Here is a 25,370-nt window from a genome sequence, read left to right as displayed (position 1 = left end):
TTCCTGCGAGCCGGGTAGAACCTTACCTCATCGCTTGCGCTTCTCCCGCACCCGGACGCTCAGCTCGATCGGCGTGCCGACGAAACCGAACTCCTCGCGCAGCCGGCGCTCGATGAACCGGCGGTAGCCGGCCTCGAGGAACCCGCTGGCGAAGATCACGAAGCGCGGCGGCCGGGTGGACGCCTGGGTGCCGAACAGGATGCGCGGCTGCTTGCCGCCGCGCACCGGGTGCGGGTGCGCGGCCACGATCTGCCCCAGGAAGGCGTTGAGGCGCCCGGTGGGGATGCGGGTCTCCCAGGAGTCCAGCGCCTGGTCGATCGCGGGCACGAGCTTCTCCATGTGCCGGCCGGTCTGGGCCGAGACGTTCACCCGGGTGGCCCAGGGGATCTGGACGAGCTCCTTCTCGATCTCGCGCTCGAGGTAGTGCCGACGCTCCTCGTCGGTCAGGTCCCACTTGTTGTAGGCGACGACGAGGGCGCGGCCGGACTCCACGACGGTGGAGATGACGCGGATGTCCTGCTCGGCGATGGGGACGCTGGCGTCGACGAGCACGACGGCGACCTCGGCCTTCTCCAGCGCCGTCTGGGTGCGCAGGGAGGCGTAGAAGTCGGCGCCCTTGGTCAGGTGCACGCGGCGGCGGATGCCGGCGGTGTCCACGAAGCGCCACGTGCGGCCCCCGAGCTCGATGAGCTCGTCGACGGGGTCGCGGGTGGTGCCGGCCGTGGGGTGCACGACGACGCGCTCGGAGCCGGCGAGCTTGTTGAGCATCGAGCTCTTGCCCACGTTGGGTCGGCCCAGCAGCGCCACCCGCCGGGGACCGCCCTGCTGGGTGTAGCCGCCGCCGACGGCCGAGACGGCCGGCAGGACCTTCACGGCGGCGTCGAGGGCGTCGCCGACCCCGCGGCCGTGCAGGGCCGAGACGGGGAAGGGCTCGCCCAGGCCCAGCGACCACAGCTCGGTGGCGTCGGCCTCCTGCTTGGGGCCGTCGACCTTGTTCGCGATCAGCACGACGGGGCGGCCGGAACGGCGCAGCAGGCGCACGACCTGCTCGTCGCTCGCGGTGGCCCCCACGGTCCCGTCGACGACGAACATCACGGCGTCGGCGAGCTCGATCGCGAGCTCGGCCTGGTCGGCGACGGCGAGGTTCAGCCCCTCGGCCTTGGCCTCCCACCCGCCGGTGTCGACGAGGGTGAACTCGCGCCCGGCCCAGTTCGCCGGGTAGGCGACGCGGTCGCGGGTGACGCCGGGGACGTCCTCGACGACGGCCTCGCGGCGGCCGATGATGCGGTTCACCAGCGTGGACTTGCCGACGTTGGGGCGCCCGACGACGGCCAGCACAGGCAGCGGCCCGGCCGGGGTGTCGTCCTCGTCCTGGTCGCCGTCGGCGTCCAGGAGCGCGACGTCCTCCTCGGACAGGTCGTAGTCGTCGAGGCCCACGCGCAGGGCCTGTTCGACGTTCTCGTCGGGGACCCCGCCGGGCGTCCCCTCGGGGATCTCGTCGCGGATCTCGGTCGGTTCTGGGGTTTCGTCGGTGGGACTCACCGGGTGCCTCCTGGCACGTCGTCGGACGCCATCTCGCCGAGCCCGAGCTCGTCGGCGGCGGATTCGTCATCGGGCAATTCGATCCCGGTGCGCTGCAGGGACTCCAGCACGTGACCGGAGAGCTTCACGCGGACCTGTTCCACGGCGTTCGCCAGCGCCACCCGGCCGGGGACGCCGGGTTCCTTGCGGACCGTGAACGGTTCGCCGAAGCAGAACGTGAGCTTGCGGCGCAGCGGCGGGACGGCCCGCTGGGGTTCGCCGGGCCGGTGCGCACCGAGGCAGGCCACGGGCACGACGGGGGCGCCGGACTGCAGGGCGATCCACGCGATCCCCGACCGCACGCTGGCGGCGTCCCCACGGCCCCGGGTCCCCTCGGGGAACACCCCGGCCGCACCCCCGGCGGCCAGGACCGCCAGGATCGACTGCAGCGCGTCGCGATCGCCCCGGCTGCGGTCGATCGGGATCTGACCGGCCTGCAGCAACGACCAGCCCACGACGCGGTTCGGCAGCGACCCCTCGAACATCTCCTTTTTGACGAGGAAGTGCGCGGGGCGCGGGGTGACGCCGAACAGCAGCGGTCCGTCCATGATCGAGGCGTGGTTGGCCGCGAACAGGACCGGCCCGGTCGCCGGGACGTTCTCGGCGCCGATCACCCGGGAGTTCCAGGCGCCGTGGGCGAAGAGCTTGCCCAGCCCGCGCGTCCACGCGAACGGGGCCCCGGGCAGCGACCCCTGCGCCGGGGCCCGGTTGGGGCGCAGCCTCACGCCGGGGCCCCCGTCGCCGAGGTCCCGGTGGCCTGCGCGACGACCTCGAGCACCGCCGCGACGGTCCCGTCGAAGTCGAGGTGGGTGGAGTCGACGGTCACGACGCCGTCGGCGGCCGCGGTGAAGGACGTCGTGCGGGAGTCGACGCGGTCGCGCTCGACGATCCCCCGCCGGGTGGCCTCCAGGGCGGCCGCGTCGGCCGCCCCGAGGTCCTGGTGGGCGCGCCGGGCCAGCCGCACGGACTCGTCGGCCGTCAGCAGGATCCGCACGTCGGCCCGCGGGGCGACGACGGTCGTGATGTCGCGCCCCTCGGCGACCACGCCCGGTTCGCGCCCCGGCGCGGGGGCCAGGCAGGCGGACTCGATGAGCGCGCGCTGGCGCAGCACGAGGTCGGAGCGCACGGCCGGGACGGCCGCCAGGGCGCTGACGTTCGCGGTGACCTCGGGGCTGCGGACGGCCTCGGTGAGGTCGGTCTCCACCCCGTCGACGACCGCCGCGACCGTCGGGGCGGCGGGGTCGGTGCCCATGACGAGGGCCACGGTCCGCGCGTGGCGGGCGACGGCGTCGGCGTCGGCGAGGTCGACCCCGGCCCGCAGGGCCGCCCACGTCAGCGCCCGGTACATCGCACCGGTGTCGAGGAAGGCGACGCCGAGCGCGCGGGCGGCGGCGCGGCTGACGCTGGACTTGCCGCTGCCGGAGGGTCCGTCGACGGCGACGACCAGGGCGGTGGTCACGACGGACACCTCCTGGTCGGCGGTCGGGGACGCGACGGGACCACGTGCAGCGGGGGTGGAGGACACCGGACGAGGTTAGTCGACGCGGGGCCCTGCGGGAGAATCAGCGGGGTCAGCGCGGGACGGTCCAGCCGCGGGCGCGCAGGGCCTCGGTCAGCGGGTCCGCCGCCGCGGGCAGCACGTCGATGCTCGCCAGCGCCACGGCCTGCCCCTCGGAGTGCTCCAGGCGCAGGTCCTCGAGGTTCACCCCGGCGTCGCCGACGTCGGTGAGCAGCCGCCCCAGCGCCCCGGGCCGGTCCGGCACGACGACGACGACGGTCGTGTAGAGGGTGGGGGCGCTGCCGTGCTTGCCGGGGATGCGGTCGCGGCCGGCCCCCCCGTCGGCGATGGCCCGGGCCAGCCGGACGCGCGCGCCCGGGGCGGCGGGGTCGTCCGCGAGCGCCCGCAGGGCGGTGATGACCTCGTCGAGGTCGCCGCGCAGGGCCTCCAGGACGTCGGCGACGGGGGCGGCGTTGGCGGCGAGGATCTGCGCCCACAGCACCGGGTCGCTGCCGGCGATGCGCGTGACGTCGCGCAGGCCCTGCCCGGCCAGGCCGACGGCCGGTTCGGAGGCGTCGCGCAACCGGGCCGCGACGAGGCTGGCCGCGACCTGCGGGGCGTGCGAGACCAGGGCCACGGCTTCGTCGTGGGACTGCGCCGCCATCGTCACGGGGACCCCGCCGCAGTCGGTGGCGAGGTCGCGGACGGCCTGCACGGCAGCGGGTCCGGACTCGGAGGTCGCGGCGATGACCCACGGGCGGCCGGCGAACAGGTCGGTGCGGGCGGCCACGGCCCCGGACCGCTCCCGCCCGGCCATGGGGTGGGAGCCGACGTACCGGGACAGGTCGGCGCCCCTGGCCGCCAGGGCGGCCAGGGGGCCGCCCTTGACGCTGGCCACGTCGGTGACGACGGCGCGCGGGAACCTCTCCAGCTCCCCGGCGACGACGTCGGCCACGACGTCGGGCGGGCAGGCCACCAGCACGAGCGCGGGGTCGTCGCCGTCGGCCGCGAACCGGCCGGCCCCCAGGTCGCGGGCGAGCGCGACCGCCGTCGGGGACGGGTCGGTGAGCACGACGTCGACGCCGCGCATCGACAGGGCCAGCGCCGCGGACGTGCCCAGCAGGCCCGTCCCCACGACGCGGACGGTCCCGTGGGTGCGCGGCGGCGTGGCCGCGTCGAGGGTCACCGGGTCGTCACTGCGCGATGTCGCGGCGCAGGGCCTGCGCCCCGTTGAGGTAGACGTGCTTGACGTCGCTGCGCGCCCGGGTGGTCTCGACGTGCGCCATCAGCCGGATGACCCGCGGCATCGAGCCGTCGATCTCCAGCTCACGGGCGCACATCAGCGGCACGTCGCCCATGCCGAGCTCGCGCGCGGCCACGGCCGGGAACTCGGAGGTCAGGTCGGCGGTGGAGGTGAAGATGACGCTGATGAAGTCGTCCAGGCTCAGGTCGTTGGCCCGGATGACCTCCGAGACCAGGTCCCGCGTCCGCGACAGCACCTCCTCGCGCTCGTCGACGTCGACCTGCACCGCACCACGAACCGCCCGCACCGACACGCGGGGCAGGGTACCCACCCCGGTGGTCCCGTCGTTCACAGGCCCGCGACCGCCATGAGCTGCTGGACCTCGCCGCGCGTCAGGCGCCGGTTCTTGCCCGGCTTCAGGTCGCCCAGGACGATCGGCCCCATCTGCACGCGCACCAGCTTCAGGACGGGGTAGCCCTCGGCCTCCAGCAGGCGGCGCACGACGTGCTTGCGGCCCTCGTGCAGGACGACCTCGACGAGGGCGTACCCGGGCTTGGAGTCGACGAGCTTGAACGAGTCGACGGCGACGGGCCCGTCCTCGAGCTCGATCCCGGCCCGCAGGTTGCGGCCGAGCTCGCGCTTGACCGGCCCGCGGACCTCGGCGAGGTAGGTCTTCTGCACCCCGAAGGACGGGTGCTGCAGGCGGTGGGTCAGCGCGCCGTCGTTGGTGAGCAGGATCAGGCCCTCGGTCTCGAGGTCGAGGCGGCCGACGTGGAACAGCCGCTGCTCGCGGGGGCCGACCATGTCGGCGAGGTTCAGGCGGCCCTCCTCGTCGTACATCGTCGAGACGACGCCCTTGGGCTTGTTGACGAGGATGTAGACGAGCTCGTCGTCGATGGTGAACCGCATGCCGTCGACGTGGACGACCTGGCGGGTCGGGTCGATGCGCACGCCGAGCTCGGTGACGACCTCGCCGTCGACGGTGACGCGCCCGGCGGCGATCATCTCCTCGCACGCGCGGCGCGAGCCGGCCCCGGCCTGGGCCAGGACCTTCTGCAGGCGCACGCCCTCGGGGTCGTGGACGTCGACGCCCGGACGCGGCTTGACCTGCCCCGGGCCCCGGCGGGGCGGCTGGGGCGCGGGCGCGATCTGGTCGGTCATGCGCTTGGCCGCACCCCGGCGCGGGGCCGGGCGCTGCGCCGGTGCGGCCCCCTTCGCGCCGGGGGCCTTGCCGCGCCGGGCGCCGCCGGGGCTCTGGCCGGGCTTGCGCCCCTGACCACCGGTGGGGCGCTGGGGGCGGCCCTGCCCTCGGCCGCCGCCTCCGCGGGGTGCCTGCGGGCTCATGACTCGTCCTCCTGCTGCTGGGGTCCTGGGGGTCGCCGGACCGGTTCGTCGACCGGCTCGGACCCTCCATTGTCGCTCACGTCCGCCGTGGTCGGTACCGGCCCGGCCAGGACCTCCGGCGGGTCGAGGTCGGCCGGGGACAGGTCCTCGGGCAGGAACGGCGCCAGCGGCGGCAGGTCCTCGAGGCTGTCCAGGCCCATGCGCTGCAGGAACTCCCCGGTCGTGCGGTAGAGGGTGGCGCCCGAGGAGGCCTCCACCCCGGCCTCGCTGACGAGTCCGCGGGTCAGGAGCGTGCGCATCACGCCGTCGACGCTGACCCCGCGCACGGCGGACACCCGAGCCCGGCTGACCGGCTGCCGGTAGGCCACGATCGCCAGCGTCTCCAGCGCCGCCTGCGTCAGCTTCGCCGTCTGGCCGTCGAGCAGGAACGCCTCCACCACGTCGGAGTGCTCGGCGCGCGAGTACATCCGCCAGCCGCCGCCGACCTCGCGCAGCTCGAACCCGCGGCCCTGCTCGGAGTACTCCCCCGCCAGCTCCCGCAGCAGCAGGTCGACCTCGTCGGGCTGCTCACCGGTGGCCCGCGCCAGCGCCTGCACCCCGACCGGTTCGTCGGCGACCATGAGGACGGCCTCGATGGCCCCCCGGACCCGGCGGCCCGCGTCCTCGTCCGCTCCCCCGGTCACGTCCAGCAGTTCCCCGCTCACGAGGCCCCTCCCGATCCTTCGAACTCGTCCAGCCCGGCCGGCACGGCGCCCGCGCGGCCGTCCCGGTTGGCCTGCGCGTCGGCGTCCCAGCGGACCGTCAGCTCACCGAGGGCCTCGCTCTGCTCCAGCCGGACCCGGCGCTCGCGGAACAGCTCCAGGACCGCCAGGAAGCGCGCCACGATCACCAGCGTCCCCAGCTCGCCGTCGCCGGCGTCCTCGACGAGTTCGGCGAAGGTCGCCGTCCCCCTGCGCCGCAACCGGTCGACCATCGTCGCGGCTTCCTCGCGGATGCTGACCGAACTGGCGTGCAGGTGGTCGAGGGCGACGACGGGCACGGGTTTCGGGGTCAGCGCCCGGGCGGCGACCGCCGCGAACTGCTCGGGGGAGACGGTGAGGACGAGGTCGGGCAGCAGCTTCTCGAAGTGGGGTTCCATCGCGACGGCGCGCGGGACCCGGCGGGAGGCCTCGGCGAAGCGGTCGGCGAGCATCTGCGCGACCTGCTTGTAGGCGCGGTACTGCAGCAGCCGGGCGAAGAGCAGGTCGCGGGCCTCGAGCAGCGCGAGGTCCTCGGGGTCCTCGACCTCGGCGGCGGGCAGCAGGCGGGCGGCCTTGAGGTCGAGCAGCGTCGCGGCGATGAGCAGGAACTCGCTGGCCTCGTCGAGGTCGAAGTCGTCCTCGCTCGTCGCGGCGGCCCGCAGGTGGGCGACGAAGTCGTCGGTGACGCGGGCGATGGCCACCTCGGTGACGTCGAGCTGGTGCTTGGTGATCAGCCCGAGCAGCAGGTCGAAGGGGCCCTCGAAGTTGTCCAGGTGGACCGCGAAACCGCCCCGCCCCGCCTCGGCCGCCTCGGCGCCGGCCGCCACGGGCACGGGCTCGGGCGTCTGGGGAGGGCTGGCCGGCACGGGGTCAGGCTACCGAGCGGGGCACGGCCACCGTGCGCAGCTCGCCGTCGCCGGTGTGCAGCAGGACCCGGCCCGGCTGGGCGGGGGCGCCGAGCGCGCTGCGCGGCAGCCGGACGCCGAGCAGGTCGCCGGCCATGGTGTCGGCCGGCGCGATGAGGACACCGCACCGGTTGCGCCGCAACGGGACCTGCCAGTTGGAGAACCCCGAGGCGATCTCGGCGGTGTCGCCGGCGAGGACCACGCCGCTGCCGTCGCGGCCGGCGCGGGCGACGAAGGCGGCCAGCCAGGCGTCGGCGGAGCAGTTCCTCAGCAGCTCGGCGTCGTCGACGAGGAGCACGGCCGGTCCGGCCTCCGGGCCCAGCAGCGGTTCCAGCTGCGCGACGGTCAGGTCCTCGCCGGTGAGCACGGCCCGCACACCGGGCCGGCCCGCGAGGTCGCGCAGCGGGGAGGGCCGCGGCGCGGCGATCACCACCTGAGCGCCCTGGTCGAGCAGGGAGCGGGCCATGGTCAGCAGGACGGTGCTGCGCCCCGAGCGCGCGGGCCCGGCCACGACCGCGGTCCCCGCTCCGGCGAGCAGGTCCGGCCCCAGGCCGCTCAGGTCGTCGCCACCGACGCCGACGAGCGCGACGAGGCGGTCCGGGCCCCGTTCGGTCAACTCCCACGCCTGCTCGTAGTCGAGCCGGGCCGGCAGCGTGTCGAGCCGGAAGGGGCGCCGGTGCCGCGGCAGGCCGGCGTCGCGGGCGCGCAGCCGCTCGCCCAGGGCCGTCAGCGCGGCGACCTGCGCCGGCCCCGAGGGGTCCGCTGCGAGCGTGGCGACCTGCGCCTCCTGACCGCCGGTCCGCGTGCGCAGCACCCGGCCGGGGACCATCGCGTCGGGGACCTGCCGGGCGCTGAGCCCGGCGAGGACGGCGTCGGCCTTGTCGCTCAGGCTCAGCAGCAGCTTGTCCTCCACGAACGTCCCCGTGCGGCCGGTGAGCAGCTGCCGGTCGCCGGCCACGACGACGTGCACGCCGACGCCCGCCCCCTCGCGCAGCAGCAGGTGCACGAGCTCGAGCGGGGCCTGCCCGTCGAGCTCGGCCAGGCCGCCGAGGAAGCCCTCCCAGCGGTCGAGCAGCAGGACGAGGTGCGGCCAGGGCTCGCCGGAGCGGGCCCGCTGCTCACCGATGTCGGCGACCCCCAGCGCCCCGAGCTCGCCCTGGCGGCGCAGCACCTCCTCGCGCAACCGGTTCAGCAGCCGGACGGCGCGGGCGGTGTCGGTGCGCTGGACGACGGCCCCGGTGTGCGGCAGGGCCCCCAGGGCCAGCAGGGCTCCCCCGCCGCAGTCGAGGCCGTACAGGTGCAGGTCGGCCGCCGCGACCTTCTCGGCCAGCCGCGCGGCGAGGGTCCGCAGGACCTGCGAGCGGCCGCTGCGGGGAGCACCGACGACGTACAGGTGGCCGTCGCGGTCGAGGTCGAACTCCAGGGCGTCGCGGCGCTGGTGCTCGGGCACGTCGACGACCCCGAAGCTCGCGGCGTTCGGCGCGTCGGGGTCGGGCAGGTCCGCCACGGGCAGCAGGTCGGGCAGCGGGGGCAGCCACGGGCTGTGCGGCGCGGGCACGTCGAGGGCGGCGGCGGCGCCGCGGACCGCGGCGACGAGGTGCCCGAGGTCCGTCTGCGAGGCGTCGTCGGCGACCGCCGGGCCCTTCGGGCGGCGCGGGGCGGGGCGTCCGACGTCGTGACCGGGCCACGGGGCCGCCCACGGGGCGGGCACGGCGGCGTCGGCGGCGACCCCGGGGCGCCGGCCCCCGACGCGACCGGACTGGAACGGGACGAGCGAGCCGTGACCGAGCCTGACGTAGGCCCGGCCCGGGACGGACCGGGGGATGCGCGCGGCGTCGGCGGCGTCCAGGACGTCGGTGCTCTCGGCCGCGTCGGTGACGCGCAGGGCGATCCGCAGGGTGGTGTTCGCCCGGATCTCGGCGCTGACGACCCCCGTGGGGCGCTGGGTGGCGAGCAGCAGGTGGATGCCCAGGGACCGGCCGCGCTGGGCGACGTCCACCAGGCCCGTCACGAAGTCGGGCAGTTCGCGGGCCAGGGAGGCGAACTCGTCGATGACGATGAGCAGGCGCGGCAGCGCCCCGATCGAGGGGTCGGCCCGGCGCAGGTCGTCGTGGTCCTCCAAGTCCTTGGCGCCGACCGCCGCCAGGAGGTGCTCGCGGCGGCGCAGCTCGGCGCCCAGCGAGGTCAGCGCCCGCCCGACGAGGTGGGTGTCGAGGTCGGTGACCATCCCGACGGTGTGCGGCAGGTCCACGCAGTCCTTGAACGCCGCGCCGCCCTTGTAGTCGACGAGCACGAACGTCATGGCGTCGGGCCGGTTCGCCACCGCCAGGGAGGCGACGATCGTCTGCAGGAGCTCGGACTTGCCCGAGCCCGTCGTGCCCGCGATGAGCCCGTGCGGGCCGTCGGCGCGCAGGTCGATGCCGAACGGGCCGTCGAGGGACTCCCCCACGACCGCCGTGGTGCTCGCGGGGCTCAACACCCAGCGGGCCGAGACCGCCTGCGCGGTGGGCGGTTCCAGCCCGAGGACGTCGAGCAGCCGGGACGCGGCGGGCAGGCCCGCGCCGGTCTCGTCGCCGCCGGCGTCGCGCACGGGGGCGAGCGCGCGGGCGATCCGCGGGGCCCACGTGGGCCCGGGCTCGTCCGCGACGACCCCGGTGACCTCGGCGTGCCCCTGGCGCCCGACGCGCCAGGTCGCGCCCCGGTCCGGTTCGACGACGGCCGTGCACTCCTCGGGCAGCGAACGGCGGTCCTCCTCGCAGCAGACGAGGTGGATCCCGAGGGCCGGGCCGTCGGTGAGCAGCGTCACGACCCCCGGCAGGGCGCGCAGGCGGCGGGCCCCGTCGAGCACGACGACGAGGTCGGGGGCGTCCAGGCGGGCCCCGGGTCCGGCGGCGGCGAGGTCGCGGCGGCGGTCCTCGAGCACGGCCGTCAGCTCGGCCACCCGGCGTGCCCACGTCTCGGTGGTCGTCCCGACGGACACCCCGGCCGCACCCCCGGCCTCGGCCCGCGCGTGCGGGACCCAGCGCACCCAGTCCCAGGACGCCATCGCCTCCGGGGTGGTCAGGACGTGCAGCGACACGTCCCGCGGGCTCTGCAGCACGGCGAGCTGGACCAGCCAGCGGGCGGCGACCTCGCGCGCCCGCGGCCCGGCGACCCCGGTGACCGGGTGGTCGCGCAGGCCGAGGGTGACGGGTACCCGGTGGGCGACCTCGCTGACCCGGCGGCGGTGCTCGAGCTCCTCGGGGTCCTCCAGGACGACGTCGGAGGGCAGGTCCGCCAGGCCGATCCGCACGACGAGGTGGTCGCCGTCGCGGCGGCGGCGTTCCCACAACCGGGCCCGGGGGCCGATCGCGGTCAGCAGCAGCTCGGCGGGGTCGGGGGCGACCTGCCGCCGGGCGCGGCGTTCCGTGACGAGGGCCTGCGCGGCGTCGGCCTCGACGGCGCGCTTGCGCTGCCGGTACCGCGCGAGGAGTTCGCGGTGCGTGGTGCGACCGGCGCGCCGGTCGACGATGGCGTTGGCGACCACCGCGACCGGGCTCAGCAGGCCGATGGCCAGGTACCGGTGGTTGTGGGTCGTGAACACCATCACCGCGCTCATGAGCAGCGGGACGAGGGCCGCGACGACGGGGAACGGGCGGCGCACCGGGTCCGCCGGCGGGGCGGGCAACCGGAACCTCGTGGTCCGCTCGGGCGGCAGCAGCCGCGGCGGGCGGTTGTAGTCGAGGCCGACGACGTCGTCGGCCGACGGGGCGGCGGGGTCCAGGACCGCGTCGGGCGCGCTGGGGCGCTCGATCCCGAGCAGGACCGCACCGAGGTCGACGAGGTCCCCGGCGACCCACAGCTCGGGGCCCGCCAGCGCCGTCGTCTCCAGCCGGGGTCCGCCCTCGACGGCGCTGACGGTCACCGCCCCGGTCGGCGCCACCGCGACCCGCACGCTCGCCGGCCCGTCGACGACGACCGTGCCGGCCGGACCCACCAGGTGCTCGCCGACGCCGAGCCGGTGCACCGCACCGGCTCCGACGCCGCCGACGACGCGCAGTTCGACGAGTCCGCGGGGTTCGGCGGGCACGCAGCCGCTGGCGTCGTGGACGCTGAGGACGGACCCCTCGTGCAGGCCGGTGTCCTGCAACGGGGTGCCGGGGTCGAGTTCGGCACCGGCGTGGAACACCGGCGCGCCGGCGGTCCCCAGGACCGGCGCGAGGTCGGTGAACGGGGTGCGCGGGTCCGCCTCGACGACGACGTCACGACGTTCCCCCGCGCGGGGGTCGACGACCGTGACGGCCAGACGCACGACTGCTCCTCGGGTTCTGCGGTGGTCCTCCAGCGTGACCGGTGCGGCCGGGCGGGCGGGCGGGCCGTCGCCCGGGCGGAGCACCGCGGCGGGCCCGCGTCACCCGTCGAGACCCGCCGGACGGGTGGGCCGGTGGTGACCCGTGAACGTCGGCGTGGTCGGGGACCTCGACCGTTCGGGCGTTGAACCCCGCAGCGCGCGGCCACTCACCGGCGTCCAGGAACCGTTCGCGGGCACGGATCCCGAGGATGACGGGGTACCCCTTCGCGGTGGCGTCCCCGTCGAACGTGACCGCCGCTGCGGGGTCGGCCGGCACGACGACGATCCACGAGGGTTCCGCAGCACCGTCGCGGTGCACCCCGCAGCGCGCACCTCCCACGTCCACGCTCACGCGTCGTGCGACTGCCGAGATCGCCACGTGGACGACCCTCCCGATCTCCCGTCGTGGCCCCGCCGGGCACCCCCGCAGGGGTGCCCGGCACGTGCGGTGGGTCAGCGGCCCAGGCTCGCGGCGAGCTGGGAGTCGGCGTCGGACAGCGTCTGGGCGGCGCTGTTCAGGTAACCGGACATCCCGGACAGGCCTTCGAGGACCTGGGTGATCCCGGTGTTGAACTCGTCGTAGGAGTCCTTGAACGCGACCGAGGACCGGTCGGTGACGTAGCCGCCGGACACGAGGGAGTCGACGAGGGCCTTGAGCCGCGACAGCTTGTCGGCGATCTCGGCCTTGCCGTGCTCCAGGTTCGTCGCCGCGCTGCGCATGTCGTCGTAGGTGACGTTCAGGTTCGCCATGGTGGGCCTGCTCCTCCGGTCGTGCTGCGTCCCCCGCACCGGGCGGTGCGGGGTTTCCTTCCACGGGAACCCCGGGCCACGCGGCGCGGGGTTCCTCACACCCCCGGGTCGGGGGAGTTCTGCGGGGCTCAGGGGTTCTGCAGACCCGTGAGCCAGGGTTCGTACTGCTCGCGCGTGAGCCGGCGCGCGGTCCCCCGCAGCCCGAGCACCCCGAGGTCGAGGTGACCGGCGGGGTCCACGGCGAAGCGCCAGCTCGCGCTCGGCAGGTCCCCGACGCAGACCACCGCGACGGGCGTCCGCCCGGTCGACGTCAGGGCGTGCAGACGCTGCGCCTGCACCTCGGTGGGAGTTCCCGAGACGGCGACCAGGACCGGGCGGACCCGGTCGGCCCTGCGGTCGGCGCGACCGGCCAGCAGGCGGTCGCCGACCGGGCGGGGTTCTCGTTCGAGCCGGTCCAGGAGGTCGTCGAGCACCGCGTGCGAACGCACGGTGTCCGGGGACAGCACCGACAGGTCGTCCCCGAAACCCACGAGGTGGACCTCGACGCCGTCCGACCAGGAGTTCGTGGCGAGTTCGACGGCCATCGACGTCACCACGTCCCGGGCGACGTCGGCGTCGCCGCCGAGCGCGACGACCCCCGGGGCGCTCTCGAGGTCGAGGAGGATCTCGTGGTCCCCGTGGACCGCCACGTCGACCAGCGCGGGGAAGGGCGCCGCGGCCCCCGCGACCACCGCGTCGTCCTCGGCGGGCAGGTCGGCGCGCCCGACCCGCCAGGCGCCCCCGGGCAGCACCGTCCAGGGCGCCGGCGGTTCGGCGGCGGCACCGCTCAGGTGGGTGCCGAGGTGCAGGACGAGTTCGTCGGCCGACAGGTGCGCGACGACGACCTCGGGCAGCGGCAGGCTCGCTGCGGCGCGGCCGGCGCTCAGGTGCCGCAGCGCGCGGTCGAGGAACGCCGCGCGGGCGGGGTCGGCTCCGGGCAGTTCCGGCTCCGTCGCACCGCGGGCCACCGCGGGGCGGCGCAGGGCGACGAGGACACCGGCGAGGAGGAGACCGCCGCTGAGCACCGCCCGGGCGCCCGTCTCGTCGGCCCGGGCGTCGGCCTGGTCGTCGGGCTGGACCTCGGCTGCAGCCGCGGTGGGCGCCCCGCTCGTCGCGGTCACCGCCCACCCCGGGTCGACGGCGGGGGCGTCGGCCACCCGCACCGCGGGGGCCTGGACCCCGGCCTGCCCGCCGACCGCGTCGGCCGGCAGCAGCAGGACCCACCCCGGGCGGATCAGGTCGGCGTCCACGAGCCGCGAGCCGTCGGCCTGGACCCGGTCCTCGTTCAGCTCGAAGATCTCCTGGTACCGCAGCGGGTCGCCGAGGGTGCGCTGGGCGATGTCCCAGAGGCAGTCGTGGTAGCGACCCTGCGGCGGGTGCACGACGTACGTGACGGTCCCGGCGAGGGGGTCGGGTGCGGTGGTCGAGTTCCCGGAGTTCCCGGGGTTCCCGGAGTTCCCGGAGTTCCCGGGGTTCCCGGAGTTCCCGGAGTTCCCGGAGTTCCCGGAGTTCCCGGAGTTCCCGGAGTTCCCGGGACTCGCGGGGTGCGCGAGGTCCGTGGGGTCCGCGGGCACCGGTGCGCTGCGGGCCGCGCCGGCCTCGGCGCCCGCGGTCGCCGCGGGGACGCTGGCCGCGACGGGGACGGCGCTGACCGCCGTCCCCGTGCCCGGGACCCACACCGCACCGGAGGCCAGGAGCAGCACCGCGGCCACGAGGCGCTGGGCGAAGAGCTGGTTCGCGCCGCCGAACGGCACCGTCCCCGAGCGCGCCCCGACGGCCCAGGCCCGGAACTCGGCCAGGACGCAGACGACGAAGTGCCCCCACAGCACCCACAGGACGACGGCGAGCACGTCGAGCACCGCGGACGCGGACAGTTCCGCGTCCAGCCAGCCGAGGGTGGGCGCGGTCGTGGGCAGCGGGTCGCCGACGAGGGCGACCAGGGCCCAGGGGACGCCGACGAGCACCGCGAGCAGGACCGCGGCGGCCACCAGACCCCGCACGACCTCGCCCGCCCGCTCGCGCGGGGTGAGGGGTGCGCGGGGCAACCGGGAGGCGGGACGAGGGGTCCTCGCCGGGGTGAGGGTGCTCACGGGGTGTTCTCCACGGGTTCGAGGATCCAGAGGTTCACGGGTTCACGGGTTCAGGGGGACGACGAGGGTCTGGACCTCGGTGACCCGCAGGTTCAGGCGGACGTCGCGGCGGACCTCGCGCACCTGCGTCCACGTCGCCCCGCCGTCGGCGCTGGCCTCGATGACCCAGACCTCGGTGCCCGCGACGGCGTACGTGTCGGGCACCGGCCCGTTCCGGCCCGCCGACGTCTGCCGGAAGACGAACGAGCAGACGCCGGGCCCGGTGCGGTCGGCCTGCCCCGCGACCAGTTCGCGCCCGCCGCCGCTGCAGCGGACGACGGGCCGGCCGGGTTCGCCCGTCACGACCTCCAGCGCCGTGAGTTCACCGCGCATGACGGCTCCCCCCTCGCCGATGGGCCGGCCGAACTCGCCCTCGACGGAGAACGCGACGGTCTGACCGATGCGCGGGGTCCGCGACGGGGAGGTCAGCAGGGTGCCCTCGTCGATGTTCCCCCAGTACTCCGCGCGGGTCAGCCACGCGCGTTGCCCCGCGGTCAGCTCGAACCAGAACGGGGGCCGTCGGGGATCGCTGCGCAGCCACTCGGCGTCCGTGGTCACGTCGAACCTCATGTCCCACGTGGGGGCGAGGGTGACGGGGTTCGGCGGGCTCGAGAGGCAGACCTGCAGGAACTTCTCCGGCTGCTCCACCGGCGTCGTCTCCGTCGCGGACGGTTCCTGCGTCGGGACCGGTTCCTGCGCCACGGGCGGGGTGTCCCCGGCCGGTGCGTTCGGCGTCACCGGAACCGACGTGGGCACCGACGTGGGCACCGACGTGGGGACGGGGGTCGGGACGGAGGTCGATGTGCCCGTGGAACCGGGGTCGGGCGCGGCGGTCAGCGTGGGCGCGGCGGTGGGTGCGGCGAACGGTCGTGCGTCCTTCGGGGTGAGGTTCCCCCCGCTGCCCGGCGGCAGCAGCCAGCAGGAGGGCACCGCGGCGCCTCCGAGCACGTCGCGGAAACTGCGGTACCTGCCGCCGCCGGAGCACTTCATCCCGTACGAACCGGCGGCGCTCGACCACAGCGAGCAGGCCCCCACGGAGCTGTAGACGTCGTTGCCCGCCGAGGCGGACAGCAGCCGCGCTCCCCCGGCCTCCGCGGCCACCGCCGGCTGCCCGCCGAGCGACACCAGCACCACGACGGTCAGCGCCGCCAGGACCCCACTGAGACGCGGCATCAGAACCGCTCCACGGTGACGTCGGACGCCGAGCACTGCCCGCCGTCGCTGACGACGTCGTCGACGAGCCAGCGCTCGCCCACGCGCACCACGACGGCCGAGGCCGTCGCGAAGTGGGCGGCGTTGACGGGTCGTCCCGTCGTGCGGTTCACCTGCCACCCCCGGTCCTGCAGGCAGAGGCTGAGGTCGACGCGGTCCGCCGAGGGGCGCGTCGAGCCCAGGACCCCGGAGGGGTAGGGACCGGGCATCCGGTCCCCCAGGTTGTCGGCCAGCAGCGCCAGGGCCCACTGCTGCCCCGCAGCGGTCAGGGTCGCGGTGAAACCCGGCAGCTGCGCCGGGTCGGCGGTCCCGGCGTTGACGGCCAGGGCCTGTTCGCGCAGGTAGGCGCGGAACGCGCCCACCGCGGCGTCGCCGTCAAACTCGGCGGTCGCAGCGGTCGGGCCCACCGACGGGGTCGTCGGCGCGGCGGCCACCGGCGGAGCCACGTCGGAGGTGCGCGAGCACGCGGTCAGCGCCACCGCCAGCACCAGCGCGGGCACCAGCACCCGGGTCCTGCTCACGAGGCGTCCTCCTCTCGGGTTCCTTCGAAGGGTCGGGCCCGGCCGTCACCGGAGGCCCGCAGTTCGCGCACCCCGACGATCCCGAGGAGGGTCGTGGGTTGCACCAGTTCCACGTGCGTCTGCACGACGATCCGGCGGGCCTGCGGGTCACCGGTCCGCGTCGTGCCGCGGAAGCAGTTCCCCGGGTCGACGAGGGGGGCGCCCGCGGCCGCGGCGGCGCCGCAGTAGGCGTTGACGCGTGCGGCCACCTGCTCGTCGGGCAGGAGTTCCAGGTCGGGGGCGTCGAGCTCGATGGCCGCCGCCCCGGCACGGGCGGCCTCCTCGGCGTAGGCGACCGCCCGCCCGCGTTCGGTCAGCTGCCGGGAGGCGTCGACGACGAGCCCGGCGAGCAGCAGCAGCACCAGGGCGAGCACCGGCACCGCAGGGGCGATCGACCCCTCGTCGCGGGGTTTCACGACACCTCCCGGTTGGGGTCCAGGGGTGAGGAGAACGAACTCGTCACCGTGAACGAACCGGGCAGACCGGGCAGCCCGAGGTCGGCGACCGAGTACGTGCACCGGGCCGTGACCGTGACGGCCCGGCCCGGGGTGAACTCCGCGAGGGGCGGGACCGTGAGGCTGTCGGCGCAGTTGCCCGGCCCGACCGCGGCCCGCACCACGGCGAACGCCCGGGTGCGGGCCGCGGCGGGGTCGCGCGAGGTCGTGGCCGCGCGGGCCGCGTCGCGCACCCCGGTGTCCAGGGTCGCCGACACGTCCGTGACCCGGGCGTAGGCGAGCAGCAGCAGGATCAGCAGCAGGAGCGCCGGGGCGACGAGCGTGAACTCCAGGGCGATCGACCCCTCGTCGCGGCGGGTCACCGGGCGCTCCCGAACCGCTCCAGCGTGCCCGCGGCGTGCTGGGTCGTGGACAGGTCCAGGCCGGGCACGAGGCTGATGACGTGCCCGGTCACGGTGACCGTGACGGAGCTCTGGTCCGCGCTCCACGCCGTGACCGCCCGCGGGTCCAGGAGGGACTCGCGGCCGATCGTCGTCGCGAACTGCTCGACGTGCCGGCGCACGACGGGGTCGGCCTGGGCCGCCACCTGCGGGTCGGGCACGACGCGCAGCTGCGCGACGCCCTCGCGCGCGGCGGCCAGGGCGACCGAGCGCCCGTAGGCCCACAACCCCACCTGGATCCCGAAGAACACCAGCAGCAGGAACACCGGGGCGACGAACGCCATCTCCAGGGCCGCCGAACCCCGGTCGTTCAGCTGCAGGCGGTGCCGACGGCGACGGACGCGCACTTCTCCAGGGCGCTGCTCTTGTCCTGGACGATCTTGTAGATCGCCCCGCCGATGAGCGAGGCCGCCACGACCACGACGGCCGCGATGATCGCCCACTCCAGCGCCGAGGCGCCGGCGTCGCGACCGCTGCGGGCCGCGCGCCGGGCGCGGGCCGAGAGCGCCCGCGCGCAGCGGGCGAGGGAGGTGGGGGACATGGGTTTCTCCTTCAGGGGTTCCGGTCACGAGGTGGCCATGAGGTTGTGGACGGCGGGGAAGGCGAGGAACACCATGAACGCGGTGCACAGCACGAGCTGGGCGACGAGCATCGACTGGGACTTCTCCCCCGCCTCGCCCTCGACGTCGGCCATGTCGCGGCGCCGCAGGGTGGCGGCGCGGGCGGCGAGCGAGGCGCGGATCTTCGCACCGTCGTCGGCGGCCAGGGCCAGCGCCCCGGCGAGGTCGACGAGTTCGGCGACGGCCAGTTCCGTGCCGAGGTCCCCGAGCGCCTGCCACGGGGTGCTCCCCGACAGCCGGGCCCCCGACAGCGCCTGCCGGATCCGCACGAGCGCCCAGTAGTCGCTGACGGAGGCCGAGCTCAGCAGCGCCTCCGGCAGCCCGCGGCCCCCGGCGAGGTTCATGGCGACCAGGTCGGAGAACACGCCGACGACGCGCCGGAAGTCGCGCCGACGACGCGCCGCGTCCGAGCGCAGCGCCAGGTCCGGCACGACGAAACCCGTCCCGCCCAGCACGAGGGCCAGCGACAGCGGGACACCGCCGGGCAGGGGGACCCCGAAGGTGCGCAGGACGACCCAGCAGACCGGGGCGAGCAGCAGCAGGACGAGCGCAGCGACGACCTTCGTCGCCAGGAACTCCCCCGTGCGCCGGCCCAGGACGGCCAGGTCGGCGCGGGTGCGCCGCAACCGCCAGCCGCGGTCACTGGCGAGGACCTCGAGCCGGTCGGCCAGCCGGGCCATCGCCCGCCCGAAGGTCGCGGACACCCCGAACAACCCGCGGTCGGGAGCGGCCGACGCGGCGGCCTCCGCGGCCGACAGCGCCTGCCGCTGGTGCGAGCGGCGCAGACCCTCGACGCGGGCGACCTGGGAGGCCACCGACGGCCGGGGACGGACGAACGCGGTGCCCAGGGCCAGCAGACCCCCGGCCGTCGCCGCGCCCGCGGCCAGGGCGAGCTGCAGGTCGCTCACCGGCCCCGCACCCCCGCCAGGAACCGCTCGTGCGTCTCGACCGTGGCCAGCCGGCGCAACCAGACCAGCCCGAGCACCATGAGCGCCGCGACGAGGACGAGCGCGACCTGCCCGGCGAAGGAGGAGTACGGCGCCACGTAGGCGCGGTTGAAGACGGCCAGCAACCCCATGACCCCCAGGACGATGAGCAGCACGATCTGCACGCTGCGGCGGATGCTGCGGCGGCTGGCCTCGATGCGGCGCCGCACGTCGAGCTCCTCGCGGGTCGAGGCCGCGAGCGCGCTCAGGACGTCGCGCAGCCCCGGCCCGCGCAACCGGGCGTTGAGCACCAGGGCCGCCACGACCACGTCGGCGCTGGCGTCGTCGACGTCGTCGGCGAAGCGCAGCAGCGCGTCGGGCAGGGGTTCGCGGATGCGCAGCCGGTCGACCAGCAGGTTCAGCGACGGGCGCAGCGCCGGGGCCGAGGTGCCGGCCGTGGCGGGGATGGCCTGCTCGAGCCCGATGGCCCCGGCGATGGTGTCGCGCAACGACTCCGTCCAGGTCGCGAGCGCCTCCAGGCGGGCGATGCCGCGGTTCTCCTCGGCGTTGCCGCCGAGCAGCCGCTGCCAGCAGGCGACGAGCAGGCCGATGCCCACCCCGGCGACGACCCAGCGGGTCAGGACCAGGGTGAGGACCCCCGCCCCCAGCCCCAGCAGGACCTGCCGGGTGAGCAGGTCGGGGCGGCGCCGGCCCGGGCGCGAGCTCGGGCCGGCGAGGCGGCCGGAGAACCCCAGCGCCGCGAGCAGCAGACCGAGCCCGGCCCCGGTCGCGGTGAGCGCGACGAGGACCTCCGGTGCGGCGTTCACGCGCCCCACCGCTGGAGCACGGGGGCGACGTACCCGGCGGCTTCGAGGTCGTCGGCGCACTGCAGGGGGGCGTGGGCCCGCGCGACGCCGTCGCGCCCGGCGAGGAAGACCTCCGAGCTCAGGACGCGGCCGTCCACGCCGGTGACCTCCCGGACGCTGGCGACCACGCGCCGCAGACCGCCCCCGGAGTGGTAGGTGTTCTGCTTGTCGAGGAACACCACGAAGTCCACCGCACCGGCGACGAGCATGTGGCTCGCCTCGACGGGCAGGTGCTCCTCGGCCTGCAGCGCGTACGTGGCGATGCGGTTGAACACCTCCGCGGAGGAGTTCGCGTGGATGGTGGACAGCGACCCGTCGTTGCCCTGGCTCATGGCGTTGAGCATCGTGACGATCTCGTCGCCGAGGACCTCCCCGACGATGACGCGGCTGGGGTTCATGCGCAGCGAACGGCGCACGAGGTCGGCCATCGTCACCCCGCCGAGCCCCTCGGAGTTCGGCAGCCGTTCCTCGAAGGCGACGGCGTTGGGGTGCCCGGGCTGGGCGTCGAGCCCGAGTTCCAGCGCGCGCTCGACGGTGATGAGCCTTTCGTGGGCGGGGATCTCGGAGGCCAGGGCGCGCAGCAGCGTCGTCTTCCCCGAGTTCGTCGACCCCGCGATCATGATGTTCTTGCGCGCCCGCACGGCGGCGCGCAGGAACTGCGCGAGGTCCTCGGTCATGGTCCCCGAGCGAACGAGGTCGCCGAGCGTGGCGCTGGACAACCGCGCCCGCCGGATGCTGAGGGCCGGCCGGCGGCAGACCCCCATGACGGCCGACAGGCGCGAACCGTCGGGCAGCCGCAGGTCCAGCTGCGGGTTCGCGGCGTCGAACGGCCGGCTCGTCAGGCCCACGTTCGAGGCGAGCACCTGGACGAGTTCGACGAGGTCCTCGTCGGACTCGGCGACGGGGTCGTGCAGTTCCTCGCGCCCGTCGGCGTAGGAGACGAAGACGCGGTCGCAGCCGTTGATGTCGACGTTCTCGACGTCGGGGTCCTCCAGCAGCGGCTGCAACCGGCCGACGCCGAACAGCGCGGCGACGATGGCGGCGGCGACGGCCTCCTCCCCGCCGGGCGACAGCGGCGCGCGGCCGGCCTCGAGCTCGGCGCGGGCGTGGTCCTCGAGGACCTGCACGACGAGGGAACGGGCGAACTGGCGTTCGTCGGCGGCCGACATGGGCGCGCGCCCGTCGGCGTCGTCGCGGCGGCGCTGGGCCGAGAGGCGGTCGGCCACCGCGGCGCGCAACCGGCGCACGAGGTCGTGGTCGACGCTGCGCCGTTCCTCCACCGCGGCGCTCACGCGGCGCTCCGTCCGGTGCCGGCGGCGCCCGTGGACGCGGCGACGAGGTCGGCGACCAGGGCCCGGCCGCTGCGGACCAGGGCGGTGCGCTCGGGGCGGGACGTGCGCGCGCCGTCGAAGACGGCGGCCCCGGCGGGGTCCAGGGGCAGGGCCCCGAAGTCGTCCACCCAGTCCCCGACGGCGCTCAGCAGCCCGGTGGCGTCGGCGACCTCGCGGGCGTGGCGGCGCAGGTCGCCCACGACGACGACCCCCGTGCGCGGCAGCAGACCGTCGGGCCGGCGCAGCGCACCGGACAGGACGCGCAGCCGCTCGCGGGCGTGCAGGACGGCGGAGACCTGCGCGCGCACGACGAGCGTGACGACGTCGCTGGCGCGCAGCAGGTCGAGGTGGACGGGGTCGGCCCCCACGCGTCCGGCGTCGACGAGGACGTCGTGCTCGCGGCTCACCTCGCGCAGGGCCCGGGCCAGGGCGGACCAGCCGGACCCGGCGGCCTGGGCCTGCTCGGAGCCGGCGAGACCCACGACGACGCGCGAGCCGCCCGCCACGAGCTGGGTCTGCTCGAGCACCTGGGCGGCGCTCAGGCCGCGACGGGCGGTGGTCAGCAGCGGGAGCAGCCCGTGGTCGGCGTCCAGGACGGAGCCGTCGGCGGCGGGGACCCGGGCGAGGAGGTCACCCCCGGCGGGGTCGGCCTCGACGAGGACGGCCGGCCGGGGCCACAGGGCCGCGCACAGCAGGGCGGTGGTCGTCACGCCGGGCGATCCCTTGGCGGACAGGAAGGTCACGACGGCCACGGGTTCACTCCCGCACGAGGTCGACGGGCGGGGTGGTGGCCTCGGCGAGCCGCACGAGGGCCACCTGGCCGGCGGCGGCGGCGGCGACGACCTGCGCGGCGTCACCGGTGGGCACGAGCAGCGAGACGGTCCCGGAGTCGGAGGCGACCGCGACCTGGCCCGCGGCCGGACCGGCTGCCGGGGTGCCGGCGGCGACGACCCGGGCGGCGTCGAGCAGCACCGTGCCGGGGGGCTGGCCCGTGACGGTCGTGGAGCCGTCGGCCGCGACGAGGTAGGCGCGGACGACGTCGCCGGAGGCGAGCCCCTGGGTGGGCCGCTGCTCGGGGCCGAGGACCACGCCGACGACGGCGGCGCCGGCGGGCACGCTGTCACCGGCGAGGAACATCGTGCGGTTGACGAGGGTGTCGGCCGGGATCCGGGTCGTCGCGTAGGTCCCGACGAAGTTCGCCAGCGCGCTGGCCGGGACGGTGGCCGCGCCGTCGGCGGCGACTCGGGCGGTCCCGAAGTCGTCGGCGGTGACGAGGGCGCCCGGGGCGACCTCGTGCCGGGCGACGAGGACGTCGACCCGGTCACCGCTGCGGTGCACCACCAGTGCGCTGCCCAGCGCGCCGCCCACGACGAGCACCAACCCGAAGGCGATGAGCGCGGGACGGCGTTCGCGGACCGGCCCGGGCAGGCGGTCGGCGGCGGCCGGGCCGGTCGCGGGCGGGCCGGAGTCGGCGCGGGTGCGGGCGCGCTTCAGCGTCGGGACAGCGGAGGGCATGGCGTCGACAGTGCCAGCCGGGCACCGGGAACCGGTGACGGAACGCAGCCCGTTGCGCCGTCCGGGGGCAGGACGTCACCCGCTTCGCGCAGGCCGGCAGGACGCTGTGTGGTCGCATCGGGTGAGTTCCGCCGCAGCGGCGGCGGAACTCACCCGGGGCGGTCAGCGTTCGGCGAGTTCAGCCCCGTTCGCGGTGTCCCGCACGTCGACGACCACCTCGTCGAGGTTCTCCTCGCCCAGCAACCACCGCGAGAGCAGAGCGGCGGGTTCGGCGACGCGCGGGTCCCGAAGGATCGACATGTGCTCCCCGGGGACCTCGACGACGCGGAACTCACCGCTCAGGTGGGGTTCCCACTGCCGGCGGGCTCCCGCGTCGACGTCCTCGGACGCCACGACGACGAGCGTGCGGCCGGGGTAGACGTCGGTGGTGTACCTGCGCTGCAGGAAGTTGCCCTGGCGGAAGAACCGGACGTAGTGACCGAGACCGGCGTGGGCCTTGATGCCGGTCAGGGCCAGCGAGGCCCCCTCCTTCACCTTCGCGAGGGTGTTCTCGTACTGCGGGACGGGCGCCAGCGCCGGGTTCGGGGGGAACGAGTCGACGATCGCGAGGAGTTCGACGTCCTGACCGGCCCGGCGCAGCTGCTGCGCCATCTCCAGGGCCACGAGCCCACCGAGGGAGTGCCCCGCGATCCGGTACGGACCGTCCGGTTGCTGTTCACGGACGGTCGCCACGTGCCGGCGGGCGATGCGTTCGACCGACCAGTCCGGCAGGGCCCTGTTCTCCAGACCGTTGGCCTGCAGCCCCAGCACGGGGAACCCCGGGGTGAGCCGTTGCGCCAGGGTGCGCAGCGCCAGGGCGGCGCTGCCGGCCCCGGCGACGAGGAACAGCGGTCGTCCCCGCCCCTCGGTGCGCAGCGGCACGAGGGTGGGACGGGTGTTGCGGTTCGTCGAGCGCACCGCGACGGCGAAGGACGCCACCGTGGGGGCCTCGGCGAGCCGGGACGTCCCGATGCCCTGCACGCCCGGGACCCCGAGGGCCTCGATGCGGCTCACGAGGGCCTCGGCGGCCAGGGAGTCCCCGCCGAGTTCGAAGAAGTCGTCGTGCACGGAGAGGTCCTCGAGCTCGAGCACGGCGCAGAACTGCTCGTAGACGATCTCCTCCCAGCTCGAGCGGGGGACCTCGAAGGGGGCGCTGCTGCGCGGCGGTTCGGGCAGCGCGGAGCGGTCGAGCTTGCCGCGCTCGGTGCGCGGCAGCGCGTCGAGGAACACGACGTGCTCGGGGACCATGTGCGAGGGCAGGTTCGCGCGCACGACCGCCCGGACGGCCGAGGCCTGGGGACGGGGTCCGTCGGGCACGACGTAGGCCACGAGCGCGGTGCGCCCCGTGCGCGGGCTGGGCCGGCCGACGACGAGGGCCTCGCGGACGTCCGGCTGCGAGAACAGCAGGGCGTCGATCTCACCGGGTTCGACGAGCAGGCCCCGGATCTTGACGCTGTGGTCGCTGCGCCCGAGCAGGCGCAGGCAGCCGTCGGCGCCCAGGGTGCCCACGTCGCTGGTGCGGAACGTCCGCGACCCGTCGGGGTTGTCGGAGAACACCTCCGCCGTCTTCTCCGGCGCGTTCCAGTACCTGCCCCCCAGCCAGCGGCTGGTGAGGACGACGCGGCCGGTGCCCTCGTCGAGGCGGGTGCCGTCCTCGAGCTCGACCTGCAGGCGCGCGCCGGGCACGGCCCAGCCCACGGGCGTGGCGCCCTCGGGGGCCTCGTCGTCACCGCTGATGGGGTACTCGGTCATCAGCCACGTCTCGGTGGAGCCGTAGCGGTTGCGCACGACGCACTCCGGGCCGACGGCGCGGCGGACGGCGGCCAGCTCGGCGCCGTGGACCGTCTCCCCGGCCATGGTGACCGTCTTCAGCCCGGGCAGCCGGCCCGCGGGCCCCAGGGAGGCGATGACCCCGCGCAGGATCGCCGGGGAGGCGAGCAGGACGTCGGCCCCGACCTCGGCCAGGAAGCTCGCCAGCTCGGTGACGGGCCGGCGGCGGGGGTCGAACAGCTCCAGCCGGGCGCCGGCGAGCAGACCGCCCAGGGTGGGCGTCACCCCCGCGCTGAAGGCCATGGGCAGCAGGTGGGCCACGACGCTGCCGGCGGGGTAGGCGCCGGTGCCCTCGGAGCTGACCCACGTGTCGTGCAAGATCGAGCGGTGGTCGCAGGCCACGCCCTTGGGCGCACCGGTCGACCCCGAGGTGTAGACGATGACGGCGACGTCGTCGGGTGCGGCGGGGGTGGCCAGCAGCGCCGCGGCGGCCTCGACGTGGTCGGGCCGGTCGCGCTGCGGGTCGCGGTCGGGGTCGACGACGGTCGCGGCGACCTCGGCGGCCGTGGCGCGGCGGGCGGCGTCGGAGACGACGAGCGAGGCGCCCGCCGCCTCGACGTAGTGCCGCAGCCGGACCGCCGGGGTGGTCGGGTCCAGGACGACGGCGGGGTGGCCGGCGGCGATGACGCCGACGAGGGCCGCGACGGCACCCGCGTCGTGGCCGCGCAGGACCGCGACGGGGACCGACTGGGGCTCGCGGCCGGTGCCGGCGTGGTGGGCGACGACGGCGTCGCGCACCAGCGCGGCGCGGCGCAGGAGGTCGGCTCCGGTCAGCCGGCTCCCGGGGTCGGCGACCAGGACCTCCTCGGCGAGCGCGAGCGCCACGTCCACGATGCGCGGGAGCAGCTGTCCCTGTGCGTGTTCCTCGGAGAACGTCGTGAACCCGTCGCCCACGAAACTCGTTCCTGCGGTGTCCCCCACGGGTGAGCCCCCTCCCCCGACCGGAAGCTGTCCGGTCACGTGGGCCCGACGATAGCCCGTTCGGAGTCCCCCGAACGGCTCAAGCGGGGATCTGGG

Annotated in this window: 23 protein-coding genes; all 23 read right to left on the bottom strand. The window is 75.9% G+C overall.

Features of this window, described 5'->3' with window-relative positions; translation table 11 throughout:
• Positions 1-27 precede the first annotated feature (27 nt).
• Entirely contained in the window at positions 28-1,542 is a 1,515-nt protein-coding gene (gene der / locus CLV37_RS00210; protein WP_245885165.1) for a ribosome biogenesis GTPase Der, read from the bottom strand.
• The gene (locus CLV37_RS00205) at positions 1,539-2,306 is read right to left on the bottom strand and encodes a lysophospholipid acyltransferase family protein (protein WP_211298267.1); all 768 of its coding nucleotides are present in this window, start codon (positions 2,304-2,306) and stop codon (positions 1,539-1,541) included. The genes der and CLV37_RS00205 overlap by 4 nt, the downstream gene beginning before the upstream one ends.
• Positions 2,303-3,049 carry a (d)CMP kinase gene (gene cmk / locus CLV37_RS00200; RefSeq protein WP_342762209.1) on the bottom strand — a complete coding sequence of 249 codons (747 nt, stop codon included), beginning with the start codon at positions 3,047-3,049 and terminating at the stop codon, positions 2,303-2,305. The genes CLV37_RS00205 and cmk overlap by 4 nt, the downstream gene beginning before the upstream one ends.
• Positions 3,050-3,152: 103 nt before the next feature.
• On the bottom strand, positions 3,153-4,265 hold the full coding sequence (locus tag CLV37_RS00195) for a prephenate dehydrogenase (RefSeq protein WP_106205869.1): 1,113 nt from the start codon (positions 4,263-4,265) through the stop codon (positions 3,153-3,155).
• A 7-nt stretch (positions 4,266-4,272) separates the two neighbouring features.
• On the bottom strand, positions 4,273-4,635 hold the full coding sequence (gene aroH, locus CLV37_RS00190; RefSeq protein WP_106207212.1) for a chorismate mutase: 363 nt from the start codon (positions 4,633-4,635) through the stop codon (positions 4,273-4,275).
• 35 nt (positions 4,636-4,670) lie between these two features.
• Positions 4,671-5,666: a pseudouridine synthase gene (locus tag CLV37_RS00185; RefSeq protein WP_106205867.1), complete on the bottom strand. Its 996-nt coding sequence runs from the start codon at positions 5,664-5,666 to the stop codon at positions 4,671-4,673.
• A complete protein-coding gene (gene scpB, locus CLV37_RS00180) occupies positions 5,663-6,370 on the bottom strand; it encodes an SMC-Scp complex subunit ScpB (protein ID WP_245885163.1) in 708 nt (235 codons plus the stop codon). Before scpB ends, CLV37_RS00185 begins: the two co-directional genes overlap by 4 nt.
• Positions 6,367-7,272, bottom strand: a complete 906-nt coding sequence (locus CLV37_RS00175) for a segregation and condensation protein A (protein ID WP_106205863.1) — start codon at positions 7,270-7,272, stop codon at positions 6,367-6,369. The genes scpB and CLV37_RS00175 overlap by 4 nt, the downstream gene beginning before the upstream one ends.
• A 4-nt stretch (positions 7,273-7,276) precedes the next feature.
• Entirely contained in the window at positions 7,277-11,602 is a 4,326-nt protein-coding gene (locus CLV37_RS00170) for an FtsK/SpoIIIE domain-containing protein (protein WP_106205861.1), read from the bottom strand.
• Between the two features lie 492 nt (positions 11,603-12,094).
• Positions 12,095-12,391, bottom strand: a complete 297-nt coding sequence (locus tag CLV37_RS00165) for a WXG100 family type VII secretion target (protein ID WP_106205859.1) — start codon at positions 12,389-12,391, stop codon at positions 12,095-12,097.
• Between the two features lie 128 nt (positions 12,392-12,519).
• Complete coding sequence (locus CLV37_RS27330) at positions 12,520-14,520, bottom strand: LysM peptidoglycan-binding domain-containing protein (RefSeq protein ID WP_170126973.1); 2,001 nt, start codon at positions 14,518-14,520, stop codon at positions 12,520-12,522.
• A 42-nt stretch (positions 14,521-14,562) separates the two neighbouring features.
• Entirely contained in the window at positions 14,563-15,732 is a 1,170-nt protein-coding gene (locus CLV37_RS00155; protein WP_106205854.1) for a hypothetical protein, read from the bottom strand.
• Complete coding sequence (locus CLV37_RS00150; RefSeq protein ID WP_106205852.1) at positions 15,732-16,292, bottom strand: hypothetical protein; 561 nt, start codon at positions 16,290-16,292, stop codon at positions 15,732-15,734. Before CLV37_RS00150 ends, CLV37_RS00155 begins: the two co-directional genes overlap by 1 nt.
• On the bottom strand, positions 16,289-16,747 hold the full coding sequence (locus CLV37_RS00145; protein ID WP_170126972.1) for a pilus assembly protein TadG-related protein: 459 nt from the start codon (positions 16,745-16,747) through the stop codon (positions 16,289-16,291). The genes CLV37_RS00150 and CLV37_RS00145 overlap by 4 nt, the downstream gene beginning before the upstream one ends.
• Positions 16,744-17,148, bottom strand: coding sequence for a TadE/TadG family type IV pilus assembly protein (locus CLV37_RS27325; protein WP_170126971.1), 405 nt, complete (start codon positions 17,146-17,148; stop codon positions 16,744-16,746). The genes CLV37_RS00145 and CLV37_RS27325 overlap by 4 nt, the downstream gene beginning before the upstream one ends.
• Entirely contained in the window at positions 17,145-17,573 is a 429-nt protein-coding gene (locus CLV37_RS00135) for a TadE/TadG family type IV pilus assembly protein (RefSeq protein ID WP_106205848.1), read from the bottom strand. Before CLV37_RS00135 ends, CLV37_RS27325 begins: the two co-directional genes overlap by 4 nt.
• On the bottom strand, positions 17,537-17,767 hold the full coding sequence (locus CLV37_RS00130; RefSeq protein ID WP_106205846.1) for a hypothetical protein: 231 nt from the start codon (positions 17,765-17,767) through the stop codon (positions 17,537-17,539). Before CLV37_RS00130 ends, CLV37_RS00135 begins: the two co-directional genes overlap by 37 nt.
• A 24-nt stretch (positions 17,768-17,791) precedes the next feature.
• On the bottom strand, positions 17,792-18,754 hold the full coding sequence (locus CLV37_RS00125; RefSeq protein WP_211298265.1) for a type II secretion system protein: 963 nt from the start codon (positions 18,752-18,754) through the stop codon (positions 17,792-17,794).
• Positions 18,751-19,599 (bottom strand): type II secretion system F family protein, encoded by an 849-nt coding sequence (locus CLV37_RS00120; protein WP_245885162.1) that lies wholly within the window; start codon positions 19,597-19,599, stop codon positions 18,751-18,753. The genes CLV37_RS00125 and CLV37_RS00120 overlap by 4 nt, the downstream gene beginning before the upstream one ends.
• The gene (locus CLV37_RS00115; RefSeq protein WP_211298264.1) at positions 19,596-20,930 is read right to left on the bottom strand and encodes a TadA family conjugal transfer-associated ATPase; all 1,335 of its coding nucleotides are present in this window, start codon (positions 20,928-20,930) and stop codon (positions 19,596-19,598) included. The genes CLV37_RS00120 and CLV37_RS00115 overlap by 4 nt, the downstream gene beginning before the upstream one ends.
• Complete coding sequence (locus CLV37_RS00110) at positions 20,927-21,721, bottom strand: CpaE/TadZ family protein (protein WP_106205842.1); 795 nt, start codon at positions 21,719-21,721, stop codon at positions 20,927-20,929. Before CLV37_RS00110 ends, CLV37_RS00115 begins: the two co-directional genes overlap by 4 nt.
• A gap of 4 nt (positions 21,722-21,725) precedes the next feature.
• Positions 21,726-22,484, bottom strand: coding sequence for an SAF domain-containing protein (locus tag CLV37_RS00105; RefSeq protein ID WP_106205840.1), 759 nt, complete (start codon positions 22,482-22,484; stop codon positions 21,726-21,728).
• Between the two features lie 162 nt (positions 22,485-22,646).
• Positions 22,647-25,247: an AMP-binding protein gene (locus CLV37_RS00100; RefSeq protein WP_170126970.1), complete on the bottom strand. Its 2,601-nt coding sequence runs from the start codon at positions 25,245-25,247 to the stop codon at positions 22,647-22,649.
• Positions 25,248-25,370: the final 123 nt, after the last annotated feature.

The organism is Kineococcus rhizosphaerae (assembly GCF_003002055.1).
Lineage (GTDB): Bacteria > Actinomycetota > Actinomycetes > Actinomycetales > Kineococcaceae > Kineococcus > Kineococcus rhizosphaerae.
The sequence above is the reverse complement of the archived record's forward strand: the minus strand, read 5'-3'. Positions and strand labels throughout refer to the sequence as shown.